We start from the raw sequence: 24129 nt of genomic DNA, 5'->3' as shown, positions 1-24129 counted from the left end.
TACCTCACAGCGCCGCGCGCAGCGCTTCTCTAATTAACGTTTCAGATTCGGCGCCCGGTTTGGCAACCTTGCTGATCATGCGGCTGGCTTCTGGGGGTTTGTATCCGAGGGATATCAGGGCTGCAACGGCCTCGCCTTCGGCGTCAGATTCTTTAGCTTTCGACGACGATGCAGGTAGCGTGATATCAGTATGACTGTTAAATAGATCACCGTTTAATCCTTTAAACCGGTCTTTCATTTCGACAACCAGGCGTTCTGCGGTTTTCTTACCGACGCCGGGTAACTTAATTAATGCGGTGATTTCTTCCTTTTCGACCGCACTGACAAACTGCTGTGCCGACATGCCTGACAGGATCGCCAGCGCCAGCTTCGGCCCGACGCCGTTCACTTTAATCAGTTCACGGAACAGCGCGCGCTCTTGTTTATCGTTAAATCCGTAGAGCAACTGGGCATCTTCACGGACGATAAATTGCGTGAATATGATAGCTTCCTGGCCCAGTTCCGGCAATTCATAAAAACAGGTCATCGGCATATGCACTTCATAGCCCACGCCGTTGGTTTCAAGCAGCACCAAAGGGGGCTGTTTTTCCAGAATAATGCCTCGTAGTCTGCCTATCACGTTCATTTTCCTTATCAGGTCAAAAGCAGCGATGTTTATATCATAAAAAAAGCTGGATGGATATCCAGCCCCATGGACTTGCGGCGTCTATCGCATACGTCCGCGCGCCATCTGCAATTTATCGCTGCTGAGCCGGATGGCATTCTGGCTCATGTGACAATGGGTGATGGCAATCGCCAGCGCATCGGCGGCATCCGCCTGCGGGTTCGCCGGTAATTTCAGGATCGAACGCACCATATGCTGCACCTGCGATTTTTCAGCAGCACCGGTACCGACGACGGTCTGTTTCACCTGCCTCGCCGCGTACTCAAACACCGGCAAATCCTGATTTACCGCTGCGACAATCGCCGCCCCACGCGCCTGTCCCAGCTTTAATGCCGAGTCGGCGTTCTTCGCCATAAACACGGATTCGATGGCAAAAAAATCAGGCTGAAATTGCGTAATGATTTCCGACACACCGGCGTAAATCAGTTTCAGACGCCCCGGCATATCGTCAACCACGGTGCGGATACAACCGCTGCCGAGATAGCTCAGCTGACGCCCTGTCTGGCGGATAATGCCATAGCCGGTAATACGCGAACCGGGGTCGATCCCCAGAATAATAGCCATAGCCAGTCAACGCCTTGTGTTGTCGTTTTTTTTGGAAAGTTGGGGAGAGTATAAACTGCTGAGGCACAACAGGATAGCCAGCCGGTGGCAGCCACCGGCGGCACTGAGATTACAGAGTTTCTGCGATCTCGTCGGAGATTTCACCGTTGTGGTAAACCTCCTGCACATCGTCACAATCTTCCAGCATGTCGATCAGGCGCAACAGTTTCGGTGCAGTTTCTGCATCCATGTCGGCTTTGGTCGATGGGATCATGGTGACTTCTGCGGAATCCGCTTTATAACCTGCCGCTTCCAGCGCGTCTTTCACTTCACCCAGGTTTTCCCAGGCGGTGAAGACGTCGATAGCGCCGTCATCGTAAGAAATGATGTCTTCTGCGCCCGCTTCCAGCGCGGCTTCCATCAGCACGTCTTCGTCCAGGCCAGGAGCGAAAGTGATCACCCCTTTTTTGGAGAACAGGTAAGCCACGGAACCGTCGGTACCCAGATTGCCACCGGTTTTGGTGAAGGCATGACGCACTTCCGCCACGGTACGGTTGCGGTTATCACTCAGACATTCAACCATGATGGCAGAGCCACCCGGGCCGTAACCTTCATAAATGATGGTTTCCATGTTGGTGTCTTCGTCACCGCCGACGCCACGCGCAATCGCGCGGTTCAGGGTATCGCGGGTCATGTTGTTGGACAGCGCTTTATCAATGGCCGCGCGCAGACGCGGGTTTGACCCTGCATCGCCGCCGCCCAGACGTGCTGCGGTAACCAGCTCACGAATGATTTTGGTAAAAATTTTGCCGCGTTTAGAATCTTGCGCCGCTTTGCGGTGCTTGGTATTGGCCCACTTACTGTGACCTGCCATAAATATCTCCAAAAAGTCTAAAGTCTTAACAGACCGAATAGTTTACAAATTCTTCAATCGCCTGCTGGTTGCTCGGAGAGACCGTCAGCGCTGCCGCTTCCGGTTTATCGAGCCACCGGTATGCATGATGTTCGGTGAGAACCACATCACGCTCGTCGGGTAACGCCAGACAGAACCAGTGTTCTTTATTACGGGTCACGCCGGGAGCATAGCGATGGCGCAAATGCGCAAATATTTCAAAGTCCTCGCAGCGGTCGCAGTCCTGCAGAGTCAGGTTTTCACCTGCAATGTCGATACCGACCTCTTCAAGAACTTCACGCTGCGCGGTTTGATCCGGGGATTCCCCGTCCTCCAGACTGCCGGTTACCGACTGCCAGAAGTTCGGGTCATCCTTACGTTGGAGCATCAGCACCCTGCCGGTGTTGCTGGCGTAGATGACGCACAGTATCGACTCAGGACGCTTATAGCTCATTAGTTATTCTCTGTATTTGTGTCTGGTGTCACTTCTTTTTTCGCGACTACCGCAATGCCCAGCTCCAGCAGTGATGCCGGATTGGCAAAACTTGGGGCTTCGGTCATCAGACACGCCGCAGCGGTGGTTTTCGGGAAGGCGATCACGTCACGGATATTATCCGTACCGGTTAGCAACATCACCAGACGATCCAGACCAAATGCCAAACCGGCATGCGGAGGCGTGCCGTATTTCAGGGCGTCGAGCAGGAAGCCGAATTTCTCGCGCTGTTCGTGCTCGTTAATCCCCAGAATGCTGAACACGGTCTGCTGCATTTCGCTGCGGTGGATACGCACGGAACCGCCGCCCACTTCGTAGCCGTTGATTACCATGTCGTAGGCGTTCGCGATAGCGGAAACCGGGTTCGCCGCCAGTTCTTCTGCGGTCATGTCTTTTGGCGCAGTGAACGGGTGGTGCATGGCACTCAGGCCGCCTTCGTCGGTGTCTTCAAACATCGGGAAGTCGATGACCCACAGCGGAGCCCACATGTCTTCTTTGGTGATTTTCAGGTCACGGCCAACTTTCAGACGCAGCGCGCCAATCGCGTCGGTCACGATCTTGGCGCTGGCTGCGCCGAAGAAGATCATGTCGCCGTCTTGTGCGCCGGTGCGTTCAATCAGGGCTGACAGCAGGTCTTCATTAAGGAATTTCGCCACCGGGCTCTGGATACCTTCCAGGCCTTTCGCGACTTCATTCACTTTGATGTAAGCCAGACCTTTCGCGCCGTAGATTTCGATGAATTTAGCGTATTCGTCGATTTGCTTACGGCTCAGGGAAGCCCCGCCTGGCACGCGCAACGCGGCCACGCGGCCTTTCGGATCGTTGGCCGGATCGGCGAACACTTTGAACTCGATGTTTTTCATCAGGTCAGCGACATCGACCATTTCCATCGGGTTACGCAGGTCCGGCTTATCGGAACCGTAACGACGCATTGCTTCTGCGAAAGTCATGATCGGGAAGTCGCCCAGATCCACACCTTTCACTTCCTGCCACAGTTCGCGGGCCAGTTTCTCCATCACTTCACGCACTTGTTCGGCGCTCATGAAAGATGTTTCCACGTCAATCTGGGTAAATTCTGGCTGACGGTCAGCACGTAAATCTTCATCACGGAAGCATTTTACGATCTGATAATAACGGTCAAAGCCGGACATCATCAGCAGCTGTTTGAACAGCTGAGGGGACTGCGGCAAGGCGTAGAACTTGCCTTTGTGCACACGGCTTGGCACCAGATAGTCACGCGCACCTTCCGGCGTGGCTTTGGTCAGCATCGGGGTTTCGATGTCGAGGAAGTCATGGCTGTCCATGAAACGACGCACGAAGCTGGTGATTTTGGCACGCGCTTTCAGGCGGTTCGCCATTTCAGGGCGGCGCAGATCCAGATAGCGGTATTTCAGACGCGCTTCTTCGGTGTTGACGTGGTTGGAGTCCAGCGGCAGCGATTCTGAGCGGTTGATGATGTTCAGCTTGCTGGCGAACACTTCCACTTCACCGGTCGCCATGTCTTTGTTGAACTGGCTTTCCGGGCGCGCACGCACGGTGCCGGTTAACTGGATACAGAACTCGTTACGCAGTTCAGACGCCAGTTTGTAGGCTTCTGCCTGATCGGGGTCGAAGAAAACCTGAACGATGCCTTCGCGGTCACGCATATCGATGAAAATCAAACCACCCAAATCACGGCGACGGTTAACCCAGCCACACAATGTTACTTCCTGGCCCACATTGGACGCATTCAGTTTTCCACAATATACAGTACGCATAACGGTATCCTTTTGATCCCACTACCCGGCCTCATGGCTCACAGGCACAGAAACGGTTATTGACTCTGGTCGCCCGCCGCAAAACTCAGCAGCGCGCGGAATGGGTTTTATTCAGGTCGAAAAAAGGCGGCTATTATAAAGGAATTTCCGGCGAAGGATAAGTGCGAACACGTCAACGCAGGCGCGGAAATTCACACCTGTTGCTTGCTACACATAATTTAACAAAATTATCCCCAATTTGATCCGCCCGTTAGCATAGACTCGCGCAATCCCCTTTGTACACGCAGTAAATGATTCCTTTCTCTCATTACCCATTTTGAAAACCGGGAGCTAAACATGAAACTTGACCCTAAAACCACCGCGCTGGTGCTGATCGACTTACAGAAAGGGATTTTACCGTTCGCGGGTGGCCCGCACACCGCACAACAGGTGCTGGATAATGCCACTGAACTGGCAAACCGTTTCCGTAAGCTGGGCGCGCCGGTGGTGATGGTCCGCGTCGGCTGGTCTGATTCCTTCGACGAAGCGCTGAAGCAGCCTGTCGATATTCCTGCGGCTGCGCCGGAAGGCGGTTTACCGGCAAGCTGGTGGGAATTCCCGGAACAACTGGGCGTAACCGACAGCGATCTGCTGGTGATCAAACGTCAGTGGGGCGCGTTTTACGGCACCGATCTGGATTTACAACTGCGCCGTCGCGGCATTAAAAGCATCGTGCTGGCGGGTATTTCCACCAATATCGGCGTGGAATCGACCGCGCGTAACGCCTGGGAACACGGCTATGAACTGGTGATCGCTGAAGATGCGTGCAGCGCGCACAACAACGATCATCATCAGTCGAGCATGCAGTTTATTTTCCCGCGTATCAGCCGCGTACGTTCCACTGCCGAAGTGCTTGCCGCTCTGCCAGAGTAACGTTACCCTGATTTTCATGCCTGAACGCCGCCCGATGAGGCGGCGTTTTATTTGGGAATTCCGGCTCAGAAAACAGGGAGCAGCGATATGTATATTGGCTTACCGCAATGGCACCACAACGCCTGGACACAGGTGGGTTTGCGTGATCTGGCGGATTACGCGCGGTACTTCAATTGTGTCGAAGGCAACACGACTTTTTACGCCCTGCCCAAACAGGATGTGGTGATGCGCTGGCGCGACATGACGCCGGAGACCTTTCGTTTTTGTTTCAAATTCCCTTCCGCCATCAGCCATAAAGCCGCGCTGTCGAACTGTCAGGAAGAGGTCGATATGTTTTACCGCACACTCGCACCGCTCGGTGAACGTATCGGGCAACTGTGGCTGCAACTTCCGGCCACGTTTTCCCCGGTGCACCTCGACCGTTTGTGGCAATTTCTGGATGCCCTGCCCGCCGGTTTTGATTACGGCGTGGAAGTGCGTCACGGGGAGTTCTTCAATAAAGGTGACGCCGAACGGGCGCTGAATCAGGGATTGCATCAGCGCGGCATTAACCGTGCCATTCTCGACAGCCGCCCGGTTCACAGCTCAAAATCGGTGACAGAAGCGGTACGTGAAGCGAAGCGGAAAAAACCTGTCCTGCCAGTGCATGCGCTGGCGACCGCCTCGCGGCCCATTGTACGGTTTATCGGCGGGGACAGCCTGGACGCCAACCGCCCGCTGTTTGGCCAGTGGATCACTAAGTTCAGCGACTGGCAATCTCAGGGGCTGTCGCCTTACCTGTTTATTCATACGCCTGATTGTTCCGATGCGCCTCAGCAGGCACGCAGCCTGTGGCAGGATCTGCGCCAGCGTCTGCCTTCCGTTCAGCCCGCGCCAGACTGGCCGGAACAGGATGCGCTGTTCTGAGAATTTTCGTGTTTTTCTGACGACAGTGTTGCCCCGTCCCGTTATCATAGTGGCGCTGCGGAACCGCCGTATTGTTCCGCCGGGAAACAGGGATTAACCAAGGAAGTCACCATGATTAGCGCGTTATATGTCGTGCTTGCCGCCATACTTTTAATCAAACTCTCTTTCGATGTTGTTCGTCTGCGGATGCAATACCGCATTGCCACCGGCGACGGCGGCTCCTATGAATTACAAACCGCCATCCGCGTTCACGGCAACGCCGTTGAATATCTGCCGATCGGCTGTTTATTACTGCTGTATATGGAAATGAACGGAGCGGCCATCTGGACCGTGCACGCCTGCGGTTTATTACTGATCCTTGGACGTTTATTCCATTATTACGGATTGAAAAACCGGGAGTTTGCCTGGCGCCGCAATGGCATGGCAGCCACCTATATTTCGCTGGTGCTGATGGTGGTGGTCAATATTATCTATCTGCCGTGGTCTCAATTTCTAAATTTTGACTGATCGCTGCCCCTTTCCCCCACCGTTCTGATGCCCTTTTGACGTAACTCCCGGGCGCGCAGGTATCTGCCTGCGCCAGTATCTGCTAAAATCTGCCCTCAACTTTTTACCCACAATCTTTTTGGCCTGACTCACCGCTATGGCAAACCACGATACGCTGTTTTCTGCACCGATAGATAAACTTGGCGACTGGACGTTCGATGAACGTGTCGCTGAAGTCTTCCCCGACATGATCCAACGCTCTGTTCCGGGGTATTCCAACATCATTTCGATGATTGGTATGCTCGCCGAGCGTTTCGTACAACCTGACTCCAATGTCTATGATCTGGGTTGTTCGCTGGGTGCTGCCACGCTGTCAATGCGTCGCAACATTAAGGTGCCGGGCTGCGAAATTATTGCTGTCGATAACTCCCCCGCCATGGTGGAGCGCTGCCGTCGCCACATTGATGCTTTCCGCGCGGACACGCCGGTAAACGTCATCGAAGCGGATATTCTGGATATCGAGCTGAAAAACGCCTCGATGGTGGTGCTCAACTTTACCCTGCAATTCCTCGAACCCGCTGACCGTCAGCGTTTGCTGAATCAGGTGTATCAGGGCATGCGTCCGGGCGCGGCGCTGGTGCTTTCCGAAAAATTCAGCTTTGAAGATAAAGATGTCGGCGAACTGCTGTTCAATATGCATCACGATTTCAAACGGGCGAACGGCTACAGTGAACTGGAAATCAGCCAGAAACGCAGCATGCTGGAAAACGTCATGCTGACCGATTCCGTTGAAACCCATAAAGCCCGCCTCCGTCAGGCTGGTTTCCAGCACACGGAAGTCTGGTTCCAGTGCTTTAACTTCGGCTCACTGATTGCGCTGAAAGCCGGAGACGCACAATGATTGATTTTGGTGATTTTTATCGCGTTATCGCCAAAGGGCCGTTAAGTCCCTGGCTCAATACCCTGCCTTCACAGCTGACCGCATGGCAGAAAGAATCCCTGCACGGCAAGTTCAAATTGTGGTTTAACTCCGTCGATCGCCTGCCGTTGTTGCAGCCGGAGCGTCTGGATTTGCTGCACAGCGTCAGCGCGAATATGGAAATGCCTTTGCCAGCCGGTCAGCGCGAAGGGATTGAAAATCTGCTGCGCAACATGATGCCGTGGCGCAAAGGGCCGTTTTCGCTGTACGACGTGGAAATCAATACCGAATGGCGTTCAGACTGGAAATGGGATCGCGTTCTTCCGCACATTTCCTCGCTGGCGGGGCGCACCATTTTAGATGTCGGCTGCGGCAGCGGTTACCATATGTGGCGCATGATTGGCGCAGGCGCTCATCTGGCGGTCGGTATCGACCCGATGCAGCTTTTCCTGTGTCAGTTCGAGGCCGTACGTAAATTACTGGGCGGCGATCAGCGTGCGCATTTACTGCCGCTGGGCATCGAGCAACTGCCTGAACTGAATGCGTTTGATACCGTTTTCTCCATGGGCGTGCTGTATCATCGTCGTTCGCCCCTGGATCATCTTCTGCAGCTGAAAAATCAGCTGGTCAGCGAAGGCGAACTGGTGCTGGAAACCTTAGTCATCGAAGGCGACAGTGAACAGGTGCTGGTGCCGGGGGATCGATACGCGCAGATGGGCAATATTTACTTCATCCCTTCCGCCGCCGCACTGAAAAACTGGCTGATCAAATGTGGGTTTGTTGATGTGCGTATTGCGGACGTCAGCGTCACTACGCTGGAAGAGCAACGTCGCACCGACTGGATGACCAGCGAATCACTGGCGGAATTCCTCGACCCGAACGATCCGGGCAAAACCATCGAAGGCTATCCGGCACCACGCCGTGCCTTGCTGATTGCACGCAAGCCATAACCTGCCTTTTTGCCGCCGGAGATTTTTCTGGCGGCATGTGCCCTGTCAATCATCCTCACACTTTATCCGTATATTCTCTCACGCTGCGCTGTACATCCTGCGTTAAAAAGGTCTAACCTTTCAGAAAGCTATCGGGGTTTTCTGGCGGAGATCGTCGTTGACGTTACGGGAGGATGTATGAAGTTCCCTAAAGGCAGCATCGTGAAACACAGATCCGGTGAAATCAAAGGTACTGTCATGAATACTTTTGAATCACAAGCGGACAACGTGTCGTATTACGTTTCCTGGGAAGATGGCAGCAGCAGCCTGCATCAGGAGAACGAATTACACTGGGCCAATATCGACGTCGCCATCAGAATTAAAAATTTCTACGAGAAGTAGCCTCCTGCGCCCTATCACAAGCCTTTGTAAATCTTCCTCTCTGTATGCTTAATCAATGGATTGATTCATATCATTTCGTGTATAAACTCGGCAAAACCTATTCACCAGTACGCGAATATTTCGTGGGGAAACCAATGCGCAGAAGGATCCGATTCCTGTTTGACCGGGCCGTGATTGTTTTAGGCCTTTTTGTGATGTGCCTGGTCGTGAAAGCAGGAATGTTTGGCGTGGCATTGCTCACCTGGGGCTGAGCGCATAAAAAAAGCCCCGCCAATGTGACGGGGCCTGGTACTTGCGCAGGGCGACGCAATAAGGGTCGTGTGACCCGGTTAAATTTGCTGTCGTTACGCCGTGCGGGATATTTCATCGTCAAACTGCAATGTGCTTTTCATTGCGGCAACAATATCGCCGTCTACGCAATAACGACTGAATTCATCAAAATCCGTGTCAGAACTCATGGTGACACCGGCTTTGCGGTAGCGCATGGAAGAAGGCACCTGACGCCCTGCTGAGCTGTGCAATTCGGTCAGCCCGATATCGACAAACTTTTGCAGGTTGGTCAGCCGCACACCCGCGCCCGCCATAATAATAGGACCACGCGTCAGCTGATTCAGTTCCCGAAGCATCGGTAATCCGACCTCGGCATTTTGCTGTTGGCCTGAAGTCAGAATGCGCGCCACCCCTAACTGAGTCAACTGCTCTAATGCGATCTTCGGGTTAAGACACATATCGAATGCGCGATGGAATGTCACGGCCATATCGCCGCACAGCGCCATCACTTCCCACATTCTTGGCATATCAATATGCCCTTCCGCATCGAGCATACCGACGACCAGCCCGGGAAAGCCGAGATCGCGGATACAGGCGATGTCACTTTTCAACACCTCAAACTCACTCTGGCTGTAGCAAAAGTCACCGCCCCGCGGACGTACAATCGGATGTACCGGGATGGTCACTTTTTCCTTCGCCAGTTTCAGGGTGCCGTAACTCGGCGTAATACCGCCGTCAGCCTGACTGGCGCATAATTCGACGCGATCGGCTCCGGCTTGTTCTGCTGTCAACGCACAGTCCACGCTGTAACAACACACTTCTAATTTAGTCATGTGATCTCTCCTGATTACGGCATTATGCTACAACACTTGTCTGTAACCGGCCATGTCGCGTAGGCTTTGAGATGAGCATCCCCGCCCAACCTGCTTGCTTAGGAAAGCTAACTATGACACTCAATTTTGATTTATGGGTAGACCGCAGTCACAGTGATAGCGTTAAGTGGAATAAATACTCCCATCAGGATGTCATTCCACTTTGGGTAGCCGATACCGATTTCACGTCTCCGCCGCAGGTTATCAAAGAGTTACAGCAACGCGTCGCCGAAGGCGTCTTCGGGTATGGTTTTACTCCGCCGGAACTGACTGATTTAGTGGTAAAACGTCTGGCAGAACGTTATGGCTGGGCTATTGAGCCCGAATGGATTGTCTGGTTACCAGGGCTGGTGTGCGGATTAAACGTCGCCGTGCGCGCCAACGTGAGTCAGCATGAGACCAGCCTGATGCCCACGCCGATTTACCCGCCGTTTATGCAGGCGGCGCAATCCGAAGGGCGTCACTTTAAATCGGTTAATGTAATTGAGCAGAATCAGCGGTGGGTGGCCGATTTCGCCGCTGCCAAAAATCAAATGGATGGCAGCGAAAAGTTGCTGATGTTATGCAACCCGTATAATCCGGGCGGAACGGTATATCGCCGCGAAGAGTTGCTGGAACAGCAGGAGTTCGCCCGACGCCACAACTTAGTGGTGTGCTGCGATGAAATTCACTGCGACCTGATCCTCGAACCGGGGCTGAAACATATCCCGTTTGCCTCGCTCAATGCCGATGCAGAACAGCGTTCCATTACCCTGCTGTCGCCGTCGAAAACCTTCAATCTGGCCGGTCTCGGCGCCTCAATGGCCATCATCCCTAATCCTCAGTTACGAAAAAACTTTCTCGATACCAGCGAAGGCATCGTTCCGCACGTCAATATTCTGGCCTATGTCGCTGCGACCGCCGCTTACCGTGACGGAGAAGAATGGCTCAGCGCACAACTCGACTATTTGCGCGTAAACCGGGAATTAGTGACAGCCAGAATCAACGCCATGCCGGGATTACGCATGCTGCCACCGGAAGGCACGTATCTCGGCTGGATTGATGCCAGCGCATTGCCGGTTCAGGATCCGTACCGGTTCTTTGTAGAAGCTGGCGTCGGATTTTCCGGCGGCGCAGCATTTGGTGCTCCCGGTTTTGTGCGCATCAATTTCGGTTGCCAGCGGGCATTGCTGGAAAAGGCAATGGACCGCATGGAGGCCGCCTTGCAGTCGCTCGAACGTTAGCCTTCAGCCTTCTCGCTGGCAACAATATCGCGCAAGCTGTGGGGATGGAATTTGATGGTCACTGACCCGTCGGTGATCGCCAGCGTCGGGTTAGGCAACCGCTCATTCTCGCCCTTTGGCGCACTTTGTTTCAGTTTTATACCGGGCGTCATCAGCGCTTCGTCGGCAATCAGTGCCAGCGCCCGCGTATACAAATCGTCCTCGTCACCTTTCAGGACAATCTCAATGTGCTCCCAGCCTTCATGCGGATAACGCTTATCACCGGGATACGGCAATTCCACCAGATCGATACTCAGCGGGCCGACCTGCAAAGGCGCGTTAAGCGAAAACAGACAAATCGGCCGCCCGTTAATCAGGGTTTCATTCAGCAGGCTGCCGCATTGTTCCAGCCCTGCCCGCCAGCGGTCCGCCGTGGTGTTCTGATGGCAACGGACTGAAATATGATCCGCATGAAAATCGCCGAGATTGAGTTGCAATTTGGCGGCAAACGCCGTCAGCACACCGGCAAAACGCGGCAAATCTCCGGCTAAATCCTCTAACTCAGTCACCTGTTTCATGGCCGTTATCCTGTCTCATTTTAGTTTGCTTGTCTTCAGGGTCGGGTAATTTACACAGCCTTTCATCCGGTTGCCAGAGACATGCCGCAGAAACGCGTTTTCCTCACCTGCCTTCATGCGGCGATACTGACGCCGCGGGGCTAATATGATATAAACACGCATCATTTTAGGTTCGTCCGCATTGGGATGAACAGCAAACAACCACATTCCTAAATAAAGGTACTTCGGTGAATATTCAGTCACTTCTTTCAGATAAAGTCAGCCAGGCGCTGATCGCTGCAGGCGCTTCTGCCGACAGCGAAGCGCAAGTCCGTCAGTCCGCTAAAGCACAGTTTGGCGACTATCAGGCTAATGGTGTTATGTCCGTGGCGAAAAAACTCGGTATGCCACCACGACAACTGGCAGAGAAAGTGGTTGAACTGTTAGACCTGAACGGTATTGCTAACAAAGTCGAAATCGCCGGACCGGGCTTTATCAATATCTTCCTGGACCCTGCTTTCGTGGGCGCACACGTTGACAGCGCACTTAACGACGAAAAACTGGGCATCACGCCGGTTGAACCGCAAACCATCGTCATCGACTACTCTGCGCCGAACGTGGCAAAAGAGATGCACGTCGGTCACATCCGTTCCACCATCATCGGTGACGCGGCCGTGCGTACCAATGAACTGCTCGGTCATAAAGTGATCCGCGCTAACCATGTCGGTGACTGGGGCACACAGTTTGGGATGCTGATCGCCTATCTGGAAAAAGTGCAGAACGAAAACGCGGCGGACATGAACCTGTCTGACCTCGAAGAATTCTACCGTGCCGCCAAGAAAAACTATGACGAAGACGAAGCCTTCGCCGAACGTGCACGTGGCTACGTGGTGAAGTTGCAGGGCGGCGACGAATATTGCCTGCAAATGTGGCGCAAACTGGTCGACGTGACCATGAAGCAAAACCAGCTGACCTATAACCGCCTGAACGTCACCCTGACCGAAGACGATGTGATGGGTGAAAGCCTGTATAACAGCATGCTGCCGGGCATCGTTGCCGATTTGCAAGCCAAAGGGCTGGCGGTCGACAGCGAAGGCGCGGTGGTTGTCTATCTTGATGAATACAAAAACAAAGAAGGCGACCCGATGGGCGTCATCATCCGTAAAAAAGATGGCGGCTACCTGTACACCACCACCGATATCGCCTGCGCGAAATATCGCTACGAAACACTGGGTGCGGATCGCGTTCTGTATTACATCGACTCCCGTCAGCATCAGCACCTGATGCAGGCGTGGACCATCGCCCGTAAAGCCGGTTACGTGCCGGATTCCGTGGCGCTCGAACATCACATGTTCGGCATGATGCTGGGCAAAGACGGCAAGCCGTTCAAAACCCGCTCTGGCGGCACGGTGAAACTGTCTGATCTGCTGGATGAAGCGATTGACCGCGCACGTAAGCTGATCACGGAAAAGAACCCGGAACTGAAAGACGCTGAAGAGCTGGAAAAACTGGTGAACGCGGTAGGTATCGGCGCAATCAAATACGCTGACCTGTCAAAAAGCCGGACCACGGATTATATCTTCGACTGGGACAACATGCTGGCCTTCGAAGGTAACACCGCGCCTTATATGCAATATGCCTACACCCGCGTGGCCTCCATCTTCAAACGCGCTGACATCGACGTGAACAGCCTGACCCAACCGGTCGTACTGAGCGAAGAACGCGAAGCCGCGCTGGCCACCCGCCTGTTGCAGTTCGAAGAAGTGCTGACTGTCGTCGCCCGCGAAGGCACGCCGCACACCATGTGCGCGTATCTGTACGACGTGGCCGGTCTGTTCTCCAGCTTCTACGAGCACTGCCCGATCCTGAACGCAGAAGACGAAACCAGCCGCAACAGCCGTCTGAAACTGGCACTGCTGACTCAGCGCACGCTGAAAACCGGTCTGGATACGCTGGGTATCGAAACCGTAGAACGCATGTAATTCGCGGTTTGTGGCATTAAAAAAGGGCGCTCTGGCGCCCTTTTGTGTTTCTGAGATTCGGATGAATCAATCTAACCGGCGGGCAAATTCCTTCACACGGAAACCCAGCAGGCCGAGCACAGCAAAGTAAGCCACCACGCCCACGGCCACTACGGCCGCCAGACGCGCCAGACGATAGGCCATACCGCCCACGTCCCAGGCTGGCATCACGTACATCATGCCAAGCAATGCTGCGGACATTGCTACCACGGCAACAATCAGCTTGATGAGGAAAATTCTCCAGCCCGGTTGTGGCTGGAAGATGTCCTGCTTACGCAGTTGCCAGTACAACAGGGACGCATTCAGACAGGCCGCCAGCCCAATCGACAGGGAAAGCCCGGCGTGTTTCAGCGGTCCGATAAAGGCCAGGTTCATCACCTGCGTCATCAGCAAGGTGATGATGGCAATTTTCACCGGCGTTTTGATGTCCTGACGCGAATAGAAGCCCGGTGCCAGCACTTTCACGACGATAAGACCCATCAGGCCGACGGAATACGCTACCAGCGCACGTTGCGTCATCGAGGCATCAAACGCACTGAATTTGCCGTACTGGAACAACGCGACCGTCAATGGTTTCGCCAGAATGCCCAGTGCGACAGAGCTTGGCAGCGCCAGCAGGAAGCACAGACGCAAGCCCCAGTCCATCAGGCGGTTGTATTCGCCATGATTACCGCTGGAGAAACTGCGTGCCAGCGACGGCAGCAGTATGGTGCCCAGCGCCACGCCCAGCACGCCGGAAGGGAACTCCATCAGGCGGTCAGCGTAATACATCCATGAAACGGAACCGGACACCAGAAATGACGCGAAGATCGTGTTGATGATCAGGGAAATCTGGCTGACAGAAACCCCTAAAATCGCCGGTCCCATCTGGCGCATCACACGCCATACACCGGCATCTTTCAGATTCAGACGCGGCAACACCAGCATGCCGATTTTCTTCAGATGCGGCAGTTGGTAACCCAGTTGCAGCAACCCACCGGCCACCACCGCCCAGGCCAGCGCCAGCACCGGGGGATGGAAATACGGTGCCGCGAACAACGCAAAACCGATCATACTGACGTTGAGGAAGGTCGGTGCAAAAGCGGGTATCGAGAAACGGTTCCAGGTGTTAAGGATCGCCCCGACCAGCGAGGCCAGTGAAATCAGCAGGATATACGGAAAGGTGATGCGCAGCAGCGAGCTGGTCAGCGCAAATTTGTCCGGCGAATCGACAAAGCCCGGCGCGGTAATATAAATCACCCACGGCGCAGCGATCATACCCAGCACCGTGACTATCGCCAGAACCAGTGTCAGCAGCCCCGAGACATAAGCAATAAAGGTGCGCGTGGCTTCCTCGCCCTGCTGCGTTTTGTACTCCGCCAGAATCGGCACGAAAGCCTGCGAGAATGCGCCTTCTGCAAAAATACGTCTCAGTAAATTGGGCAGTTTGAACGCCACAAAAAAGGCGTCGGTGACCATTCCGGCGCCAAACACACGAGCCACAATGGCATCGCGGGCAAAACCTAATACACGTGAGAACATCGTCATTGAACTGACGGCTGCCAAAGATTTAAGTAGATTCATGTCACTTTTCTTGTTTACCGGTTTGCTTGTAATTCAGACAGTTAAACGACCACGCCTGCATCAGCAGGCGTGAAAGATGAACCGGCATGGCTCAAAGATGCGCTTAGTCTACGCATCCGCCATGCAATAGCCACCGGCAGTTGTTTTATGTTGTTATAGATTGTTAACCGCACCATCCTGCGCGGTATTCCCTAGTCTGCCTGCAAGATTTTCTCGATCATTGCCTGCGCATAAATCGCCTGCTCACCGCTGGTTTCCGGCGCAGTGTGATTGCTCACACAATCGACAAAGTGCTCAATGGCACCGACAAATCCACGTTGCGTCAGCGTACTTTGCCAGCCGGGCACCGGAAGTTGCGTGAGAATATCCTGCTGCTCTTCGCGCCAGATTTGCATGTTGTCCAGCTGATACACCGCGCCCTCAGTCACCGCCTGCACGCTCTCGCGGAAAGTGCCCGCACGGCGATGCATCGATGTGGTGACCAGCGTTTCGCCGCACAGGAAATGATGTTCACCGTAGAGCATCTGATTCGCTTCGTTAATCTGAATCAGGCCGCTTTCCAGACTGGCATTGCCGCCCGCCAGCCACAGCGCGGTATCGACGACGTGCAGATAATCATCCAGCAAGGTGAAGCGCAGATCGTGTGGGCCGACGCTGTCCGTACGGTGCTTATCCATGCGCACCGACGCAGGATTTTGCATCTGGTCCTTCAGCTTGCGGTACAACGGCGCAAAGCGGCGGTTGAAACCGACCATCAGCGTTTTACCCGCTTTATGCGCCTGTTCAACCAACTGTTCAGCCTGATCAAGTTCTGCAGCCAGCGGTTTATCAACATACACATGCACGCCCTGCGCCAGCAATTGTCCGACCACTTCAAAATGGCTGGCGGTGCTGCTGTGCACAAAAACGGCGTCACACTGCCCTGCCAGCTCGTCCATCCGCGAATAATTCGCCATCCGGTAACTGTCGCAGACCGCCTGCGCTTTCTGCTGATTAGGGGAAAAACCGCCCACCAGCGTCCAGTTTTGTGCATGACTGAGTACCGGCAGATACGCCTTTTGCGCGATACCGCCCAGCCCGATAACACCAATACGCAATTTACTCACACTCTGCTCCTGTTAATCGGCCAGATGCTGCAACAAATTTTCCAGACGCTGCTTCAGTTCCGCGACTTCCGCCTCCAGCGTTTCTACCCGTGCCGCCAGACCGGCGCTCTCCGGCGCGGCGCTGAACGCAGGTTCGTCGGCGGCGCTGACCGCGTCACTGACTTCGCCGCTGAACAGATGCATAAACCGGCTTTCACGTTTGCCCGGTTCGCGGGCCAGACGCACGCAAAACGGGCCGTCCTCGCGGTTCGCAAGTTCGGTCAACGTCTGTTCGACTTCGCCGACATCGGAAAAATCATGCAGGCGGTTGGTGCGGGTGCGCAGCTCGCCCGGCGTCTGTGCGCCGCGCAGCAACAGTGTGGTCACCACCGCCACTTCCTGCGGGGAAAATTTGAGATTGCCGAATTCAGAGTTACAAAAACGATGCTCGTACTTCATGGTGCGCGAGCCGCTGAGGGTGCGGATAATGTGTTTACGCAGCAGGAGATCCAGCGTTTGCTGAACGTCACTTTCGCTCAGTTCCATGACCGGTTCGCGGTTGGTTTTCTGATTGCAGGCCGTGGTCAGGCCGTTGAGGGTCATCGGATATTGTTCTGGCGTGGTGAGCTGTTTTTCCAGCATACAGCCCACGACACGGGCTTCCCGGGCGCTGAGTTCATGTTTCATCTTGCTCTCCTTATCGGGACGGGGGTGTCCATTCTTGCCAGGTGAGTGCCGTCAGCACGTGGTCCTGCCATTTGCCGTCGATCAGCAGGTAATCTTTCGCGTAACCCTCACGTTCAAATCCGAGGCGTTCGAGAAGCTGACCGCTGCGTTTATTGTGTGGCATGTAATTGGCCATAATGCGGTGCATTTTCTGCTGACGTTGCATATAGCGGATAAGGGTTTGCAACGCTTCCTGCATCAGCCCTTTGCCCTGCCATTCCTGACCCAGCGAATAGCCGAGGAAACAGGCATGGAAGGAACCGCGCAGCACATTACTGAAATTCGCCACGCCCATCACACGATTTTCGTCCGGATCGAGCAGGATAAAATAATAAGCACTGCCCTGTTTTTGCATCTCGGTGATTAACCCCAGACGCGCCTGCCAGCCGGAAGGATAACAATGACTTTCATCCCTGACCGGTTCCCAGGGTTTCAGAAACGCCCGGTTCTCAGCGTAGTATTCAGCCAGCCGGTGCGCATCGCGGTCATGAACCAGGCGCAGGACCATCCGGTCAGTGGTAAGCCGCACCTTTGGCACGGCAGATTTGTAGCCAAACATCCCTTCCCTCCACATCCCGCATGGGTCGATAAATAGAATTTATAGGAAACGACAGATCACCGCTAATTCTGCCAGTCAGAACGCGGCTTGACGATAAAAAAATATTATCAATAGCGCCCTATCTAATTGCCCGATTCCGGTTCAGACTGGATGCGTCTTTTCTCCTTTCTGTATCTGCCGGACAGGATACAAATAATCGCTCATGGTGAAGCATGTCTCTGGTATCACAAGCTCGGAGCTTGGGTAAGTATTTTCTGTTATTAGACAACGCGCTGGTTATTTTAGGCTTTTTCGTGGTTTTTCCGTTGATCTCGATCCGATTTGTCGATCAGCTTGGCTGGGCCGCCATGGCCGTCGGTCTGGCACTGGGCGTACGTCAGCTGACACAGCAGGGATTAGGCATTTTTGGCGGCGCGATTGCCGACCGCTTTGGCGCAAAACCGATGATCATCACCGGCATGTTATTGCGTGCCGCCGGATTTGCCACCATGGCGATGGCTGACCAGCCGTGGATCCTGGTGTGCTCCTGTATTCTCTCCGGCCTTGGCGGCACCTTGTTTGATCCGCCGCGTACCGCGCTGGTCATCAAACTCACCCGTCCGCACGAGCGCAGCCGTTTCTTCTCCCTGATGATGATGCAGGACAGCGCGGGTGCCGTCATTGGCGCCCTGATCGGCAGCTGGCTGTTGCAGTACGATTTTCATTATGTCTGCTGGGCGGGTGCCGCTATTTTCTGTCTGGCAGCGGCCTGCAACGCCTGGCTGTTACCCGCTTACCGTATTTCCACCCTGCGTACGCCGATGCGCGAAGGCATGATGCGCGTGTTACGCGACCGTCGTTTTCTGGCTTATGTGCTGACGCTGACCGGCTATTACATGCTGACCGTGCAGGTGATGCTGATGCTGCCGATCGCGGTCAATGATGTTGCCGGAAGTCCGGCGGCGGTGAAATGGATGTATGCCGTCGAAGCCGTATTGTCCCTGACGCTGCTGTATCCGATTGCCCGCTGGAGCGAAAAACGTTTCCGTCTCGAACAGCGTCTGATGTTCGGCCTGCTGATCATGACACTCAGCCTGCTGCCGGTCGGGCTGGTCACCTCTATCAATCCGTTATTGCTGCTGATTGGCTTCTTCTATATCGGCTCCATTATTGCCGAACCGGCGCGTGAAACCCTCAGCGCATCACTGGCCGATGCCCGCGCGCGCGGCAGCTACATGGGCTTCAGCCGTCTCGGTCTGGCGCTTGGCGGCGTTATCGGTTACACCGGTGGCGGCTGGATGTACGACACCGGCCGCGCCCTGGATCTGCCTGAACTGCCGTGGTTTTTACTCGGCGTCGTGGGTTTCATTACCCTCACCGGTTTGTACTGGCAGTTCAACCTGCGCCGCATCGAACCGGCCATGCTCAGCGGTGGCTGATCTTTTACTCATTTTTTAATACCCAAAATGATTGGCGTTGTAACAAGGCGGCAAGCGGGTGAATCCCGATGAGCTGACAAAGGTCAGTGATTCGGGTAAACGAGCGTAGCCAACACAGTGACAGCGACAAGCATGACAGGTAGGTTTGATCTCACCCGCATCTATACCCATACTGAATCATAGCGTTAGATAAAATCCGAACCTACATCCGGCTGTTTTCATGCACCCTACAGGTCAGCGCCGGCGATAACAGGAGCTAAAAACGATGAGACTTTACGTTTACGAACATTGCCCATTCTGCGTGAAAGCACGCATGATTTTCGGTTTGAAAAATATCCCGGTTGAGATCAAGGTGCTGCTCAACGACGATGAAAAAACGCCCGTTTCGATGGTGGGTAAAAAGATGGTGCCGATCCTGCAAAAAGAGGATGGCGGCTTCATGCCGGAGAGCATGGACATCGTGCATTACATCGACAAAAGCGACGGTAAGCCACTGCTGACCGGCCCGCTGAATGCCCCGGTGGCCGCATGGTTGCGTCAGGTTTCTGAATACACCGGTCGCCTGCTGTTGCCGCGTTTTGCTACCGCGCCGCTGGAAGAATTCTCCACGCCGGAAGCCCGTAAATACTTCTCCGATAAAAAACAGGCCGCCAGTGGCAGCTTCGCGGAACACCTGCAACATTCCGAAGGTCTGGTGAAGAAAATCAGTCAGGATTTGCGCGCACTCGACAAGCTGATCGTCGAGCCGAATGCGGTGAATGGCGAACTTTCTGAGGATGATATTAATCTGTGGCCGCTGCTGCGTTCACTGTCGATTGTTCAGGGTATCGACTGGCCTTCACGTGTGCAGGCTTATCGCGACAACATGGCGAAACAAACGCAGGTTAATTTACTCACCCGCCTGGCAAGTTAAGCCCGTCAATCCTATCTGCCGGAAGTGCGCTTCCGGCAATTTCCCCTTTTCTTCCCTCCCTTCAGCACTTAGGCTAATCAGCGTTGTCTGATTGGAGCAATGCCGCTTTGCGGTCATGCTGACAAAATAGTTTTTACGTAATGAGGGAAGAATGACAAAGCGATTTTTAGGTGCCGCCGTACTGATGTGTGCCAGCCTGCTGGCAGGCTGTAACCAGCTGACGCAGTACACCATCAGCGAACAGCAGGTGAATGATTATCTGCAAAAGAACAACAACTTCGAAAAACAGTTGGGTGTTCCGGGACTGGTGGATGCAAAACTGGTACTGACCCATCTCAGCAGCCAGATTGGCCGCGCTGAGCCGGGCATCGTGACGCTGACCGGCGACGCTCATGTCGATATTTCCTCCCTGTTCGGCCCGCAGAAAGCCGATATGCACCTGACCCTGAAAGCGCATCCGACCTATGACCGTGAAAAAGGCGCCATTTTCCTGCGGGATATGCAGGTATCTGATTACACCATCAAACCTGAGAAAATGGATAACGTGATGAAAGGCCTGATGCCTTATCTGAACAACTCGCTGAACACCTATTTCAACCAGCGCCCGGCGTATGTGCTTAATGGCGATCGCAGCAAAGGCGAAGCGATGGCGAAAAATCTGGCGAAAGGGATAGAAGTGAAACCGGGACAGTTGGTGATCCCGTTCACTGACTGACCGGCAAAACCTTGCCATGAAAAAGCCCGGCGTGATCACTCACCGCCGGGCTTTTTTATGTCAGTCGTCAGGATTACTGGTCGTCTTCTTCCGCGTCATCCAGATCCTGCAGTAACTGTTCTTCCAGTAAGTACTACATCTAAGCGAACCGCCCTGCTGTCAGGATCTGGCTGCATTGCTGACCCTGAGTGACACTGCTAATGATAGCTCTTTTAATGTCGAAATATTTTGGCAAGAACGCCTCACAATAACTGGTTATATACACAGCTTAGTAATGGACCCTTCGTTTTTGAACGGGCTAGCATGCGCTAATGACTTGTCAGGGAATAAAGTTAATGGGTGCGGTTAGGTCTGAGTGCATGTAAAAATGCATAACATTTCTTTACGCTTCCTTGCCTTCCATGAAGTAGGTGTTAGGATCCGTCAATCGTTCTACATAAGAAACTCAACATGTTAAAAGTCTTCATTAAATATACTCTGGTCGGTGGCCTTAACACGGCCATACATTGGCTAACATTTGCAATAATGTATCTCCTCTCCGATCAAGACCAAATGATCAGCAACTTCTCAGGATTTTGCGTGGCCGTTACGTTTAGCTTCTTTGTGAATGCAAAATGGACATTCCAATCAGAACACACACCGATCAAATACTTCATGTATGTAGGGTTTATGGGGTGTCTGGCTCTTTTGTGTGGTTTCGTCGCAGATAAAATCGAACTTAACCCACTACTGACGCTTATCGTTTTCTCAACAATTAGCCTGTTTATAGGTTTTCTATATTCAAAATTTGTGGTGTTTAAGGAGGAGAAATGAAGATTTCTCTTGTTGTCCCTGTCTTCAATGAAGAAGATGCAATCCCTATTTTTTATAAAGCAGTGCGTGAACTTGAAGCCCTCAAGCCCTATTTAGTTGAAATAATATTCATAAATGATGGTAGCAAGGATGCTACTGAATCAATCATTACCGGGTTGGCAATATCCGATGAGTTTGTTGTTCCAATATCATTCACGAGAAACTTTGGGAAAGAACCTGCTTTATTTGCCGGACTAGATCAAGCAACGGGAGATGCTATTATTCCTATCGATGTGGATTTACAGGATCCAATAGAAGTCATACCAATCCTCATCGAAAAATGGAAGGATGGTGCAGATATGGTTTTAGCAAAGCGCACCGACCGTTCCAATGACGGGCATGTGAAGCGCAAAACCGCAGAATGGTTCTACAAGTTACACAACAAAATCAGCAACCCAAAAATTGAAGAGAACGTGGGTGATTTTCGTCTGATGTCTCGTGAAATAGTTGAAAGTATAAAGCTAATGCCTGAGCGAAATTTATTCATGAAAGGCATTCTTAGTTGGGTTGGTGGCAGAACGGATGTCGTTGAATACTCACGCGCTGAACGCGTAGCTGGTACCACTAAGTTTAATGGTTGGAAACTCTGGAACCTGGCACTCGAAGGAATTACTAGTTTTTCCACAATACCTCTGCGTATTTGGACATATATTGGGTTATTAGTTGCTAGTGTAGCTTTCGTTTATGGATCATGGATGATTGTTAATACACTAGTATTTGGGAACCCGGTAAGAGGTTATCCATCTTTGCTCGTGTCTATACTATTTCTTGGAGGCGTACAATTGATAGGAATAGGTGTTCTGGGGGAATATATAGGCAGAATATACGTAGAAGTTAAAAACAGACCTAGATATATAGTAAGGAAAAAAAAAGATGTTTAACAAGCTCAAATACTCCCATGAGTTAACATTCATATTATGCATTGTTATTCTTATAATGTTACGTGAGTACTTTATTTCCATAAAAACTGGTCTGCACGTGGATGAGTCGCTTTCAATCATATTGTCATCATACAAATCCATTGGATTTAGCACTCTTGGCGACGGATTTTTTGGTATGACAGGTGATGAGATTCGAAGTTCAATGTATCTTCCTCATGGAGGAATATTCAATGCCTTCAAAGACATTGGGAAACTTTGGATAAACAATCGAGATTTACCACATAGCAACTTATATTATAGTTTTTTACGCCTGTGGATGAGCCCATTAGAAATGTCATCTGTGTCTAACATTGTTTTTTGGTTAGCTCAGTTAAATGTTTTATTTATGTGCATTTCATTTTTCTTTACAGTAAAGCTTATAGTAAAACTTACTGGACATATACATGCCTCTATTTTGTGTGCCTTTATCGCTTACACATCATACCTTGCAATATCAAACACCGCTTTCCTTCGGCCTTATCAATTTCAGGAAATGATATTTGTTATTTATGTATATTATACCTATATAGCTTTTAAATCTTCTGAAATTAAATATTCTCAACTAGCACTATACGCATTCATAACTGGAGTTACCTTTTTAACTGGGTATTTTTCTATATTTTTGATAATACCCTCATCTCTATTACTTTTAATAAATTTCAAGAAAATATGTGGAGACTCATATCTTAAAAAACTTTCTTTTTATTTTATTACTAGCCTGATATTCTCCTTCGCTATTTACCCTCGATACTTTAACATTAACTATCGTACTACTGAAGCAGCAGGTAAGGTTTTTTCGTTTCAAGACAACATACTAGCAGCCTTTAAAATTTATAGCGACATAGCATCTTCATTCCCAATTCTCACAATACTGGTAATATTGGCAAGCTTATATACCATTTATTACGCAGTTAAAGGATCTGAAAATGAAAGATTTAGAATATGGATTTTTATGTCCATCTCTGTCTTTATTATTGGCGCCATATACTTTGCGCCATATAAAATGTCACGCTATATTTACCCTTCAATTCCATTCTACTCATTGATATTCTCCGCTAGCTTTCTTTGCATTGCAAAATTAAACAAACCAATAGCTTACATTACATTAATAATCATATCCTTACTATCCTTACATATCAACCTTGATAAAAACAAGGTCGAAAATTTATTTTTAAAACAAAGCAATGACTGTTTAAACATACACAATGACTCCTCATTAATAATTGCGAAGGATGCTTTTAAATTTAACACGCTATCTTCTTGCATGGATGCCAAAAGGATATATACGGTGATCACCCTAAAAGACTATGAAGATGGATTCAACACAAAGCCTTTCGATGTTGTTTTCTCTGATACAGAAATAAATTTAGATGATTATCATATAGAGTATAAAAAAATAGCAAACATAAGTTCATACTTTATAGTTTACAAAAGAAATAAGATTTAATTAAAATACAACTACTCATTCAGGCTCTTTAAATCAGAGCCTTTTTTTATAGCATCCAGCTAATTTTACTGGCTCCTAGTCACTCACAGAACGACTTTATACCGCC

At 51.8% G+C, this 24129-nt stretch carries 25 protein-coding genes; 14 read left to right on the top strand and 11 right to left on the bottom strand.

Annotated features, from left to right (window positions below):
- Positions 1-4: 4 nt before the first annotated feature.
- The 5 genes from ruvA to aspS form a co-directional block, all read right to left on the bottom strand.
- On the bottom strand, positions 5-619 hold the full coding sequence (gene ruvA, locus EDF78_RS19555) for a Holliday junction branch migration protein RuvA (protein WP_095925158.1): 615 nt from the start codon (positions 617-619) through the stop codon (positions 5-7).
- Between the two features lie 87 nt (positions 620-706).
- Positions 707-1228 (bottom strand): crossover junction endodeoxyribonuclease RuvC, encoded by a 522-nt coding sequence (gene ruvC / locus EDF78_RS19550; protein WP_015696865.1) that lies wholly within the window; start codon positions 1226-1228, stop codon positions 707-709.
- 109 nt (positions 1229-1337) lie between these two features.
- The gene (locus EDF78_RS19545; protein WP_013575035.1) at positions 1338-2081 is read right to left on the bottom strand and encodes a YebC/PmpR family DNA-binding transcriptional regulator; all 744 of its coding nucleotides are present in this window, start codon (positions 2079-2081) and stop codon (positions 1338-1340) included.
- Positions 2082-2106: 25 nt separating this feature from the next.
- Positions 2107-2553, bottom strand: coding sequence for a dihydroneopterin triphosphate diphosphatase (nudB, locus tag EDF78_RS19540; protein ID WP_133823720.1), 447 nt, complete (start codon positions 2551-2553; stop codon positions 2107-2109).
- Positions 2553-4349: an aspartate--tRNA ligase gene (gene aspS / locus EDF78_RS19535; protein WP_095922385.1), complete on the bottom strand. Its 1797-nt coding sequence runs from the start codon at positions 4347-4349 to the stop codon at positions 2553-2555. Before aspS ends, nudB begins: the two co-directional genes overlap by 1 nt.
- 336 nt (positions 4350-4685) lie before the next feature.
- Between aspS and EDF78_RS19530 the strand changes: the two genes are divergently transcribed.
- From EDF78_RS19530 to EDF78_RS19505, 6 genes are all read left to right on the top strand, one after another.
- A complete protein-coding gene (locus EDF78_RS19530) occupies positions 4686-5261 on the top strand; it encodes a hydrolase (protein WP_095922386.1) in 576 nt (191 codons plus the stop codon).
- A gap of 87 nt (positions 5262-5348) precedes the next feature.
- Positions 5349-6167, top strand: coding sequence for a DUF72 domain-containing protein (locus EDF78_RS19525; RefSeq protein WP_133823719.1), 819 nt, complete (start codon positions 5349-5351; stop codon positions 6165-6167).
- Positions 6168-6278: 111 nt separating this feature from the next.
- Complete coding sequence (locus EDF78_RS19520) at positions 6279-6674, top strand: MAPEG family protein (protein WP_095922388.1); 396 nt, start codon at positions 6279-6281, stop codon at positions 6672-6674.
- 136 nt (positions 6675-6810) lie between these two features.
- Positions 6811-7554 (top strand): carboxy-S-adenosyl-L-methionine synthase CmoA, encoded by a 744-nt coding sequence (gene cmoA, locus EDF78_RS19515; RefSeq protein ID WP_095922389.1) that lies wholly within the window; start codon positions 6811-6813, stop codon positions 7552-7554.
- Entirely contained in the window at positions 7551-8522 is a 972-nt protein-coding gene (cmoB, locus tag EDF78_RS19510; RefSeq protein WP_133823718.1) for a tRNA 5-methoxyuridine(34)/uridine 5-oxyacetic acid(34) synthase CmoB, read from the top strand. Before cmoA ends, cmoB begins: the two co-directional genes overlap by 4 nt.
- A 177-nt stretch (positions 8523-8699) precedes the next feature.
- Positions 8700-8903: a hypothetical protein gene (locus EDF78_RS19505; protein WP_095922391.1), complete on the top strand. Its 204-nt coding sequence runs from the start codon at positions 8700-8702 to the stop codon at positions 8901-8903.
- A 344-nt stretch (positions 8904-9247) separates the two neighbouring features.
- Here the strand turns inward: EDF78_RS19505 and cutC are convergent, their stop codons facing one another.
- Positions 9248-10006, bottom strand: coding sequence for a copper homeostasis protein CutC (cutC, locus tag EDF78_RS19500; RefSeq protein WP_095922392.1), 759 nt, complete (start codon positions 10004-10006; stop codon positions 9248-9250).
- A 113-nt stretch (positions 10007-10119) separates the two neighbouring features.
- On the opposite strand from cutC, the gene EDF78_RS19495 reads away from it, so the two are divergent.
- Positions 10120-11268 carry a PatB family C-S lyase gene (locus EDF78_RS19495; RefSeq protein WP_133823717.1) on the top strand — a complete coding sequence of 383 codons (1149 nt, stop codon included), beginning with the start codon at positions 10120-10122 and terminating at the stop codon, positions 11266-11268.
- Here the strand turns inward: EDF78_RS19495 and EDF78_RS19490 are convergent.
- On the bottom strand, positions 11265-11825 hold the full coding sequence (locus EDF78_RS19490; RefSeq protein WP_133823716.1) for a VOC family protein: 561 nt from the start codon (positions 11823-11825) through the stop codon (positions 11265-11267). The genes EDF78_RS19495 and EDF78_RS19490 overlap by 4 nt on opposite strands.
- Positions 11826-12052: 227 nt before the next feature.
- On the opposite strand from EDF78_RS19490, the gene argS reads away from it, so the two are divergent.
- Positions 12053-13786, top strand: coding sequence for an arginine--tRNA ligase (gene argS, locus EDF78_RS19485; RefSeq protein WP_133823715.1), 1734 nt, complete (start codon positions 12053-12055; stop codon positions 13784-13786).
- Positions 13787-13852: 66 nt separating this feature from the next.
- Here argS and murJ read toward each other — a convergent pair whose 3' ends face one another.
- The 4 genes from murJ to rimJ all read right to left on the bottom strand — a co-directional run bounded on the left by murJ (position 13853) and on the right by rimJ (position 17758).
- The gene (murJ, locus tag EDF78_RS19480; protein WP_095922396.1) at positions 13853-15388 is read right to left on the bottom strand and encodes a murein biosynthesis integral membrane protein MurJ; all 1536 of its coding nucleotides are present in this window, start codon (positions 15386-15388) and stop codon (positions 13853-13855) included.
- A gap of 191 nt (positions 15389-15579) precedes the next feature.
- Positions 15580-16494, bottom strand: coding sequence for a Gfo/Idh/MocA family oxidoreductase (locus EDF78_RS19475; protein ID WP_119822301.1), 915 nt, complete (start codon positions 16492-16494; stop codon positions 15580-15582).
- A 12-nt stretch (positions 16495-16506) separates the two neighbouring features.
- Complete coding sequence (locus EDF78_RS19470) at positions 16507-17160, bottom strand: YceH family protein (RefSeq protein ID WP_095922398.1); 654 nt, start codon at positions 17158-17160, stop codon at positions 16507-16509.
- Between the two features lie 10 nt (positions 17161-17170).
- Positions 17171-17758 carry a ribosomal protein S5-alanine N-acetyltransferase gene (gene rimJ / locus EDF78_RS19465; RefSeq protein WP_013575017.1) on the bottom strand — a complete coding sequence of 196 codons (588 nt, stop codon included), beginning with the start codon at positions 17756-17758 and terminating at the stop codon, positions 17171-17173.
- A gap of 212 nt (positions 17759-17970) precedes the next feature.
- Between rimJ and mdtH the strand changes: the two genes are divergently transcribed.
- The 6 genes from mdtH to EDF78_RS19435 all read left to right on the top strand — a co-directional run bounded on the left by mdtH (position 17971) and on the right by EDF78_RS19435 (position 24023).
- Complete coding sequence (gene mdtH / locus EDF78_RS19460) at positions 17971-19176, top strand: multidrug efflux MFS transporter MdtH (RefSeq protein ID WP_095922400.1); 1206 nt, start codon at positions 17971-17973, stop codon at positions 19174-19176.
- Between the two features lie 265 nt (positions 19177-19441).
- On the top strand, positions 19442-20089 hold the full coding sequence (grxB, locus tag EDF78_RS19455; protein ID WP_133823714.1) for a glutaredoxin 2: 648 nt from the start codon (positions 19442-19444) through the stop codon (positions 20087-20089).
- A gap of 151 nt (positions 20090-20240) precedes the next feature.
- On the top strand, positions 20241-20804 hold the full coding sequence (locus tag EDF78_RS19450) for a lipoprotein (protein WP_133823713.1): 564 nt from the start codon (positions 20241-20243) through the stop codon (positions 20802-20804).
- A 450-nt stretch (positions 20805-21254) separates the two neighbouring features.
- Positions 21255-21617 carry a GtrA family protein gene (locus EDF78_RS19445; protein WP_133823712.1) on the top strand — a complete coding sequence of 121 codons (363 nt, stop codon included), beginning with the start codon at positions 21255-21257 and terminating at the stop codon, positions 21615-21617.
- On the top strand, positions 21614-22537 hold the full coding sequence (locus EDF78_RS19440) for a glycosyltransferase family 2 protein (RefSeq protein WP_133823711.1): 924 nt from the start codon (positions 21614-21616) through the stop codon (positions 22535-22537). The genes EDF78_RS19445 and EDF78_RS19440 overlap by 4 nt, the downstream gene beginning before the upstream one ends.
- Positions 22530-24023 (top strand): hypothetical protein, encoded by a 1494-nt coding sequence (locus tag EDF78_RS19435; protein ID WP_133823710.1) that lies wholly within the window; start codon positions 22530-22532, stop codon positions 24021-24023. Before EDF78_RS19440 ends, EDF78_RS19435 begins: the two co-directional genes overlap by 8 nt.
- Positions 24024-24129: the final 106 nt, after the last annotated feature.

The sequence above is a fragment of the Rahnella sp. BIGb0236 genome (assembly GCF_004364755.1).
Lineage (GTDB): Bacteria > Pseudomonadota > Gammaproteobacteria > Enterobacterales > Enterobacteriaceae > Rahnella > Rahnella victoriana.
This window is presented reverse-complemented; position numbering and strand designations above follow the sequence as displayed.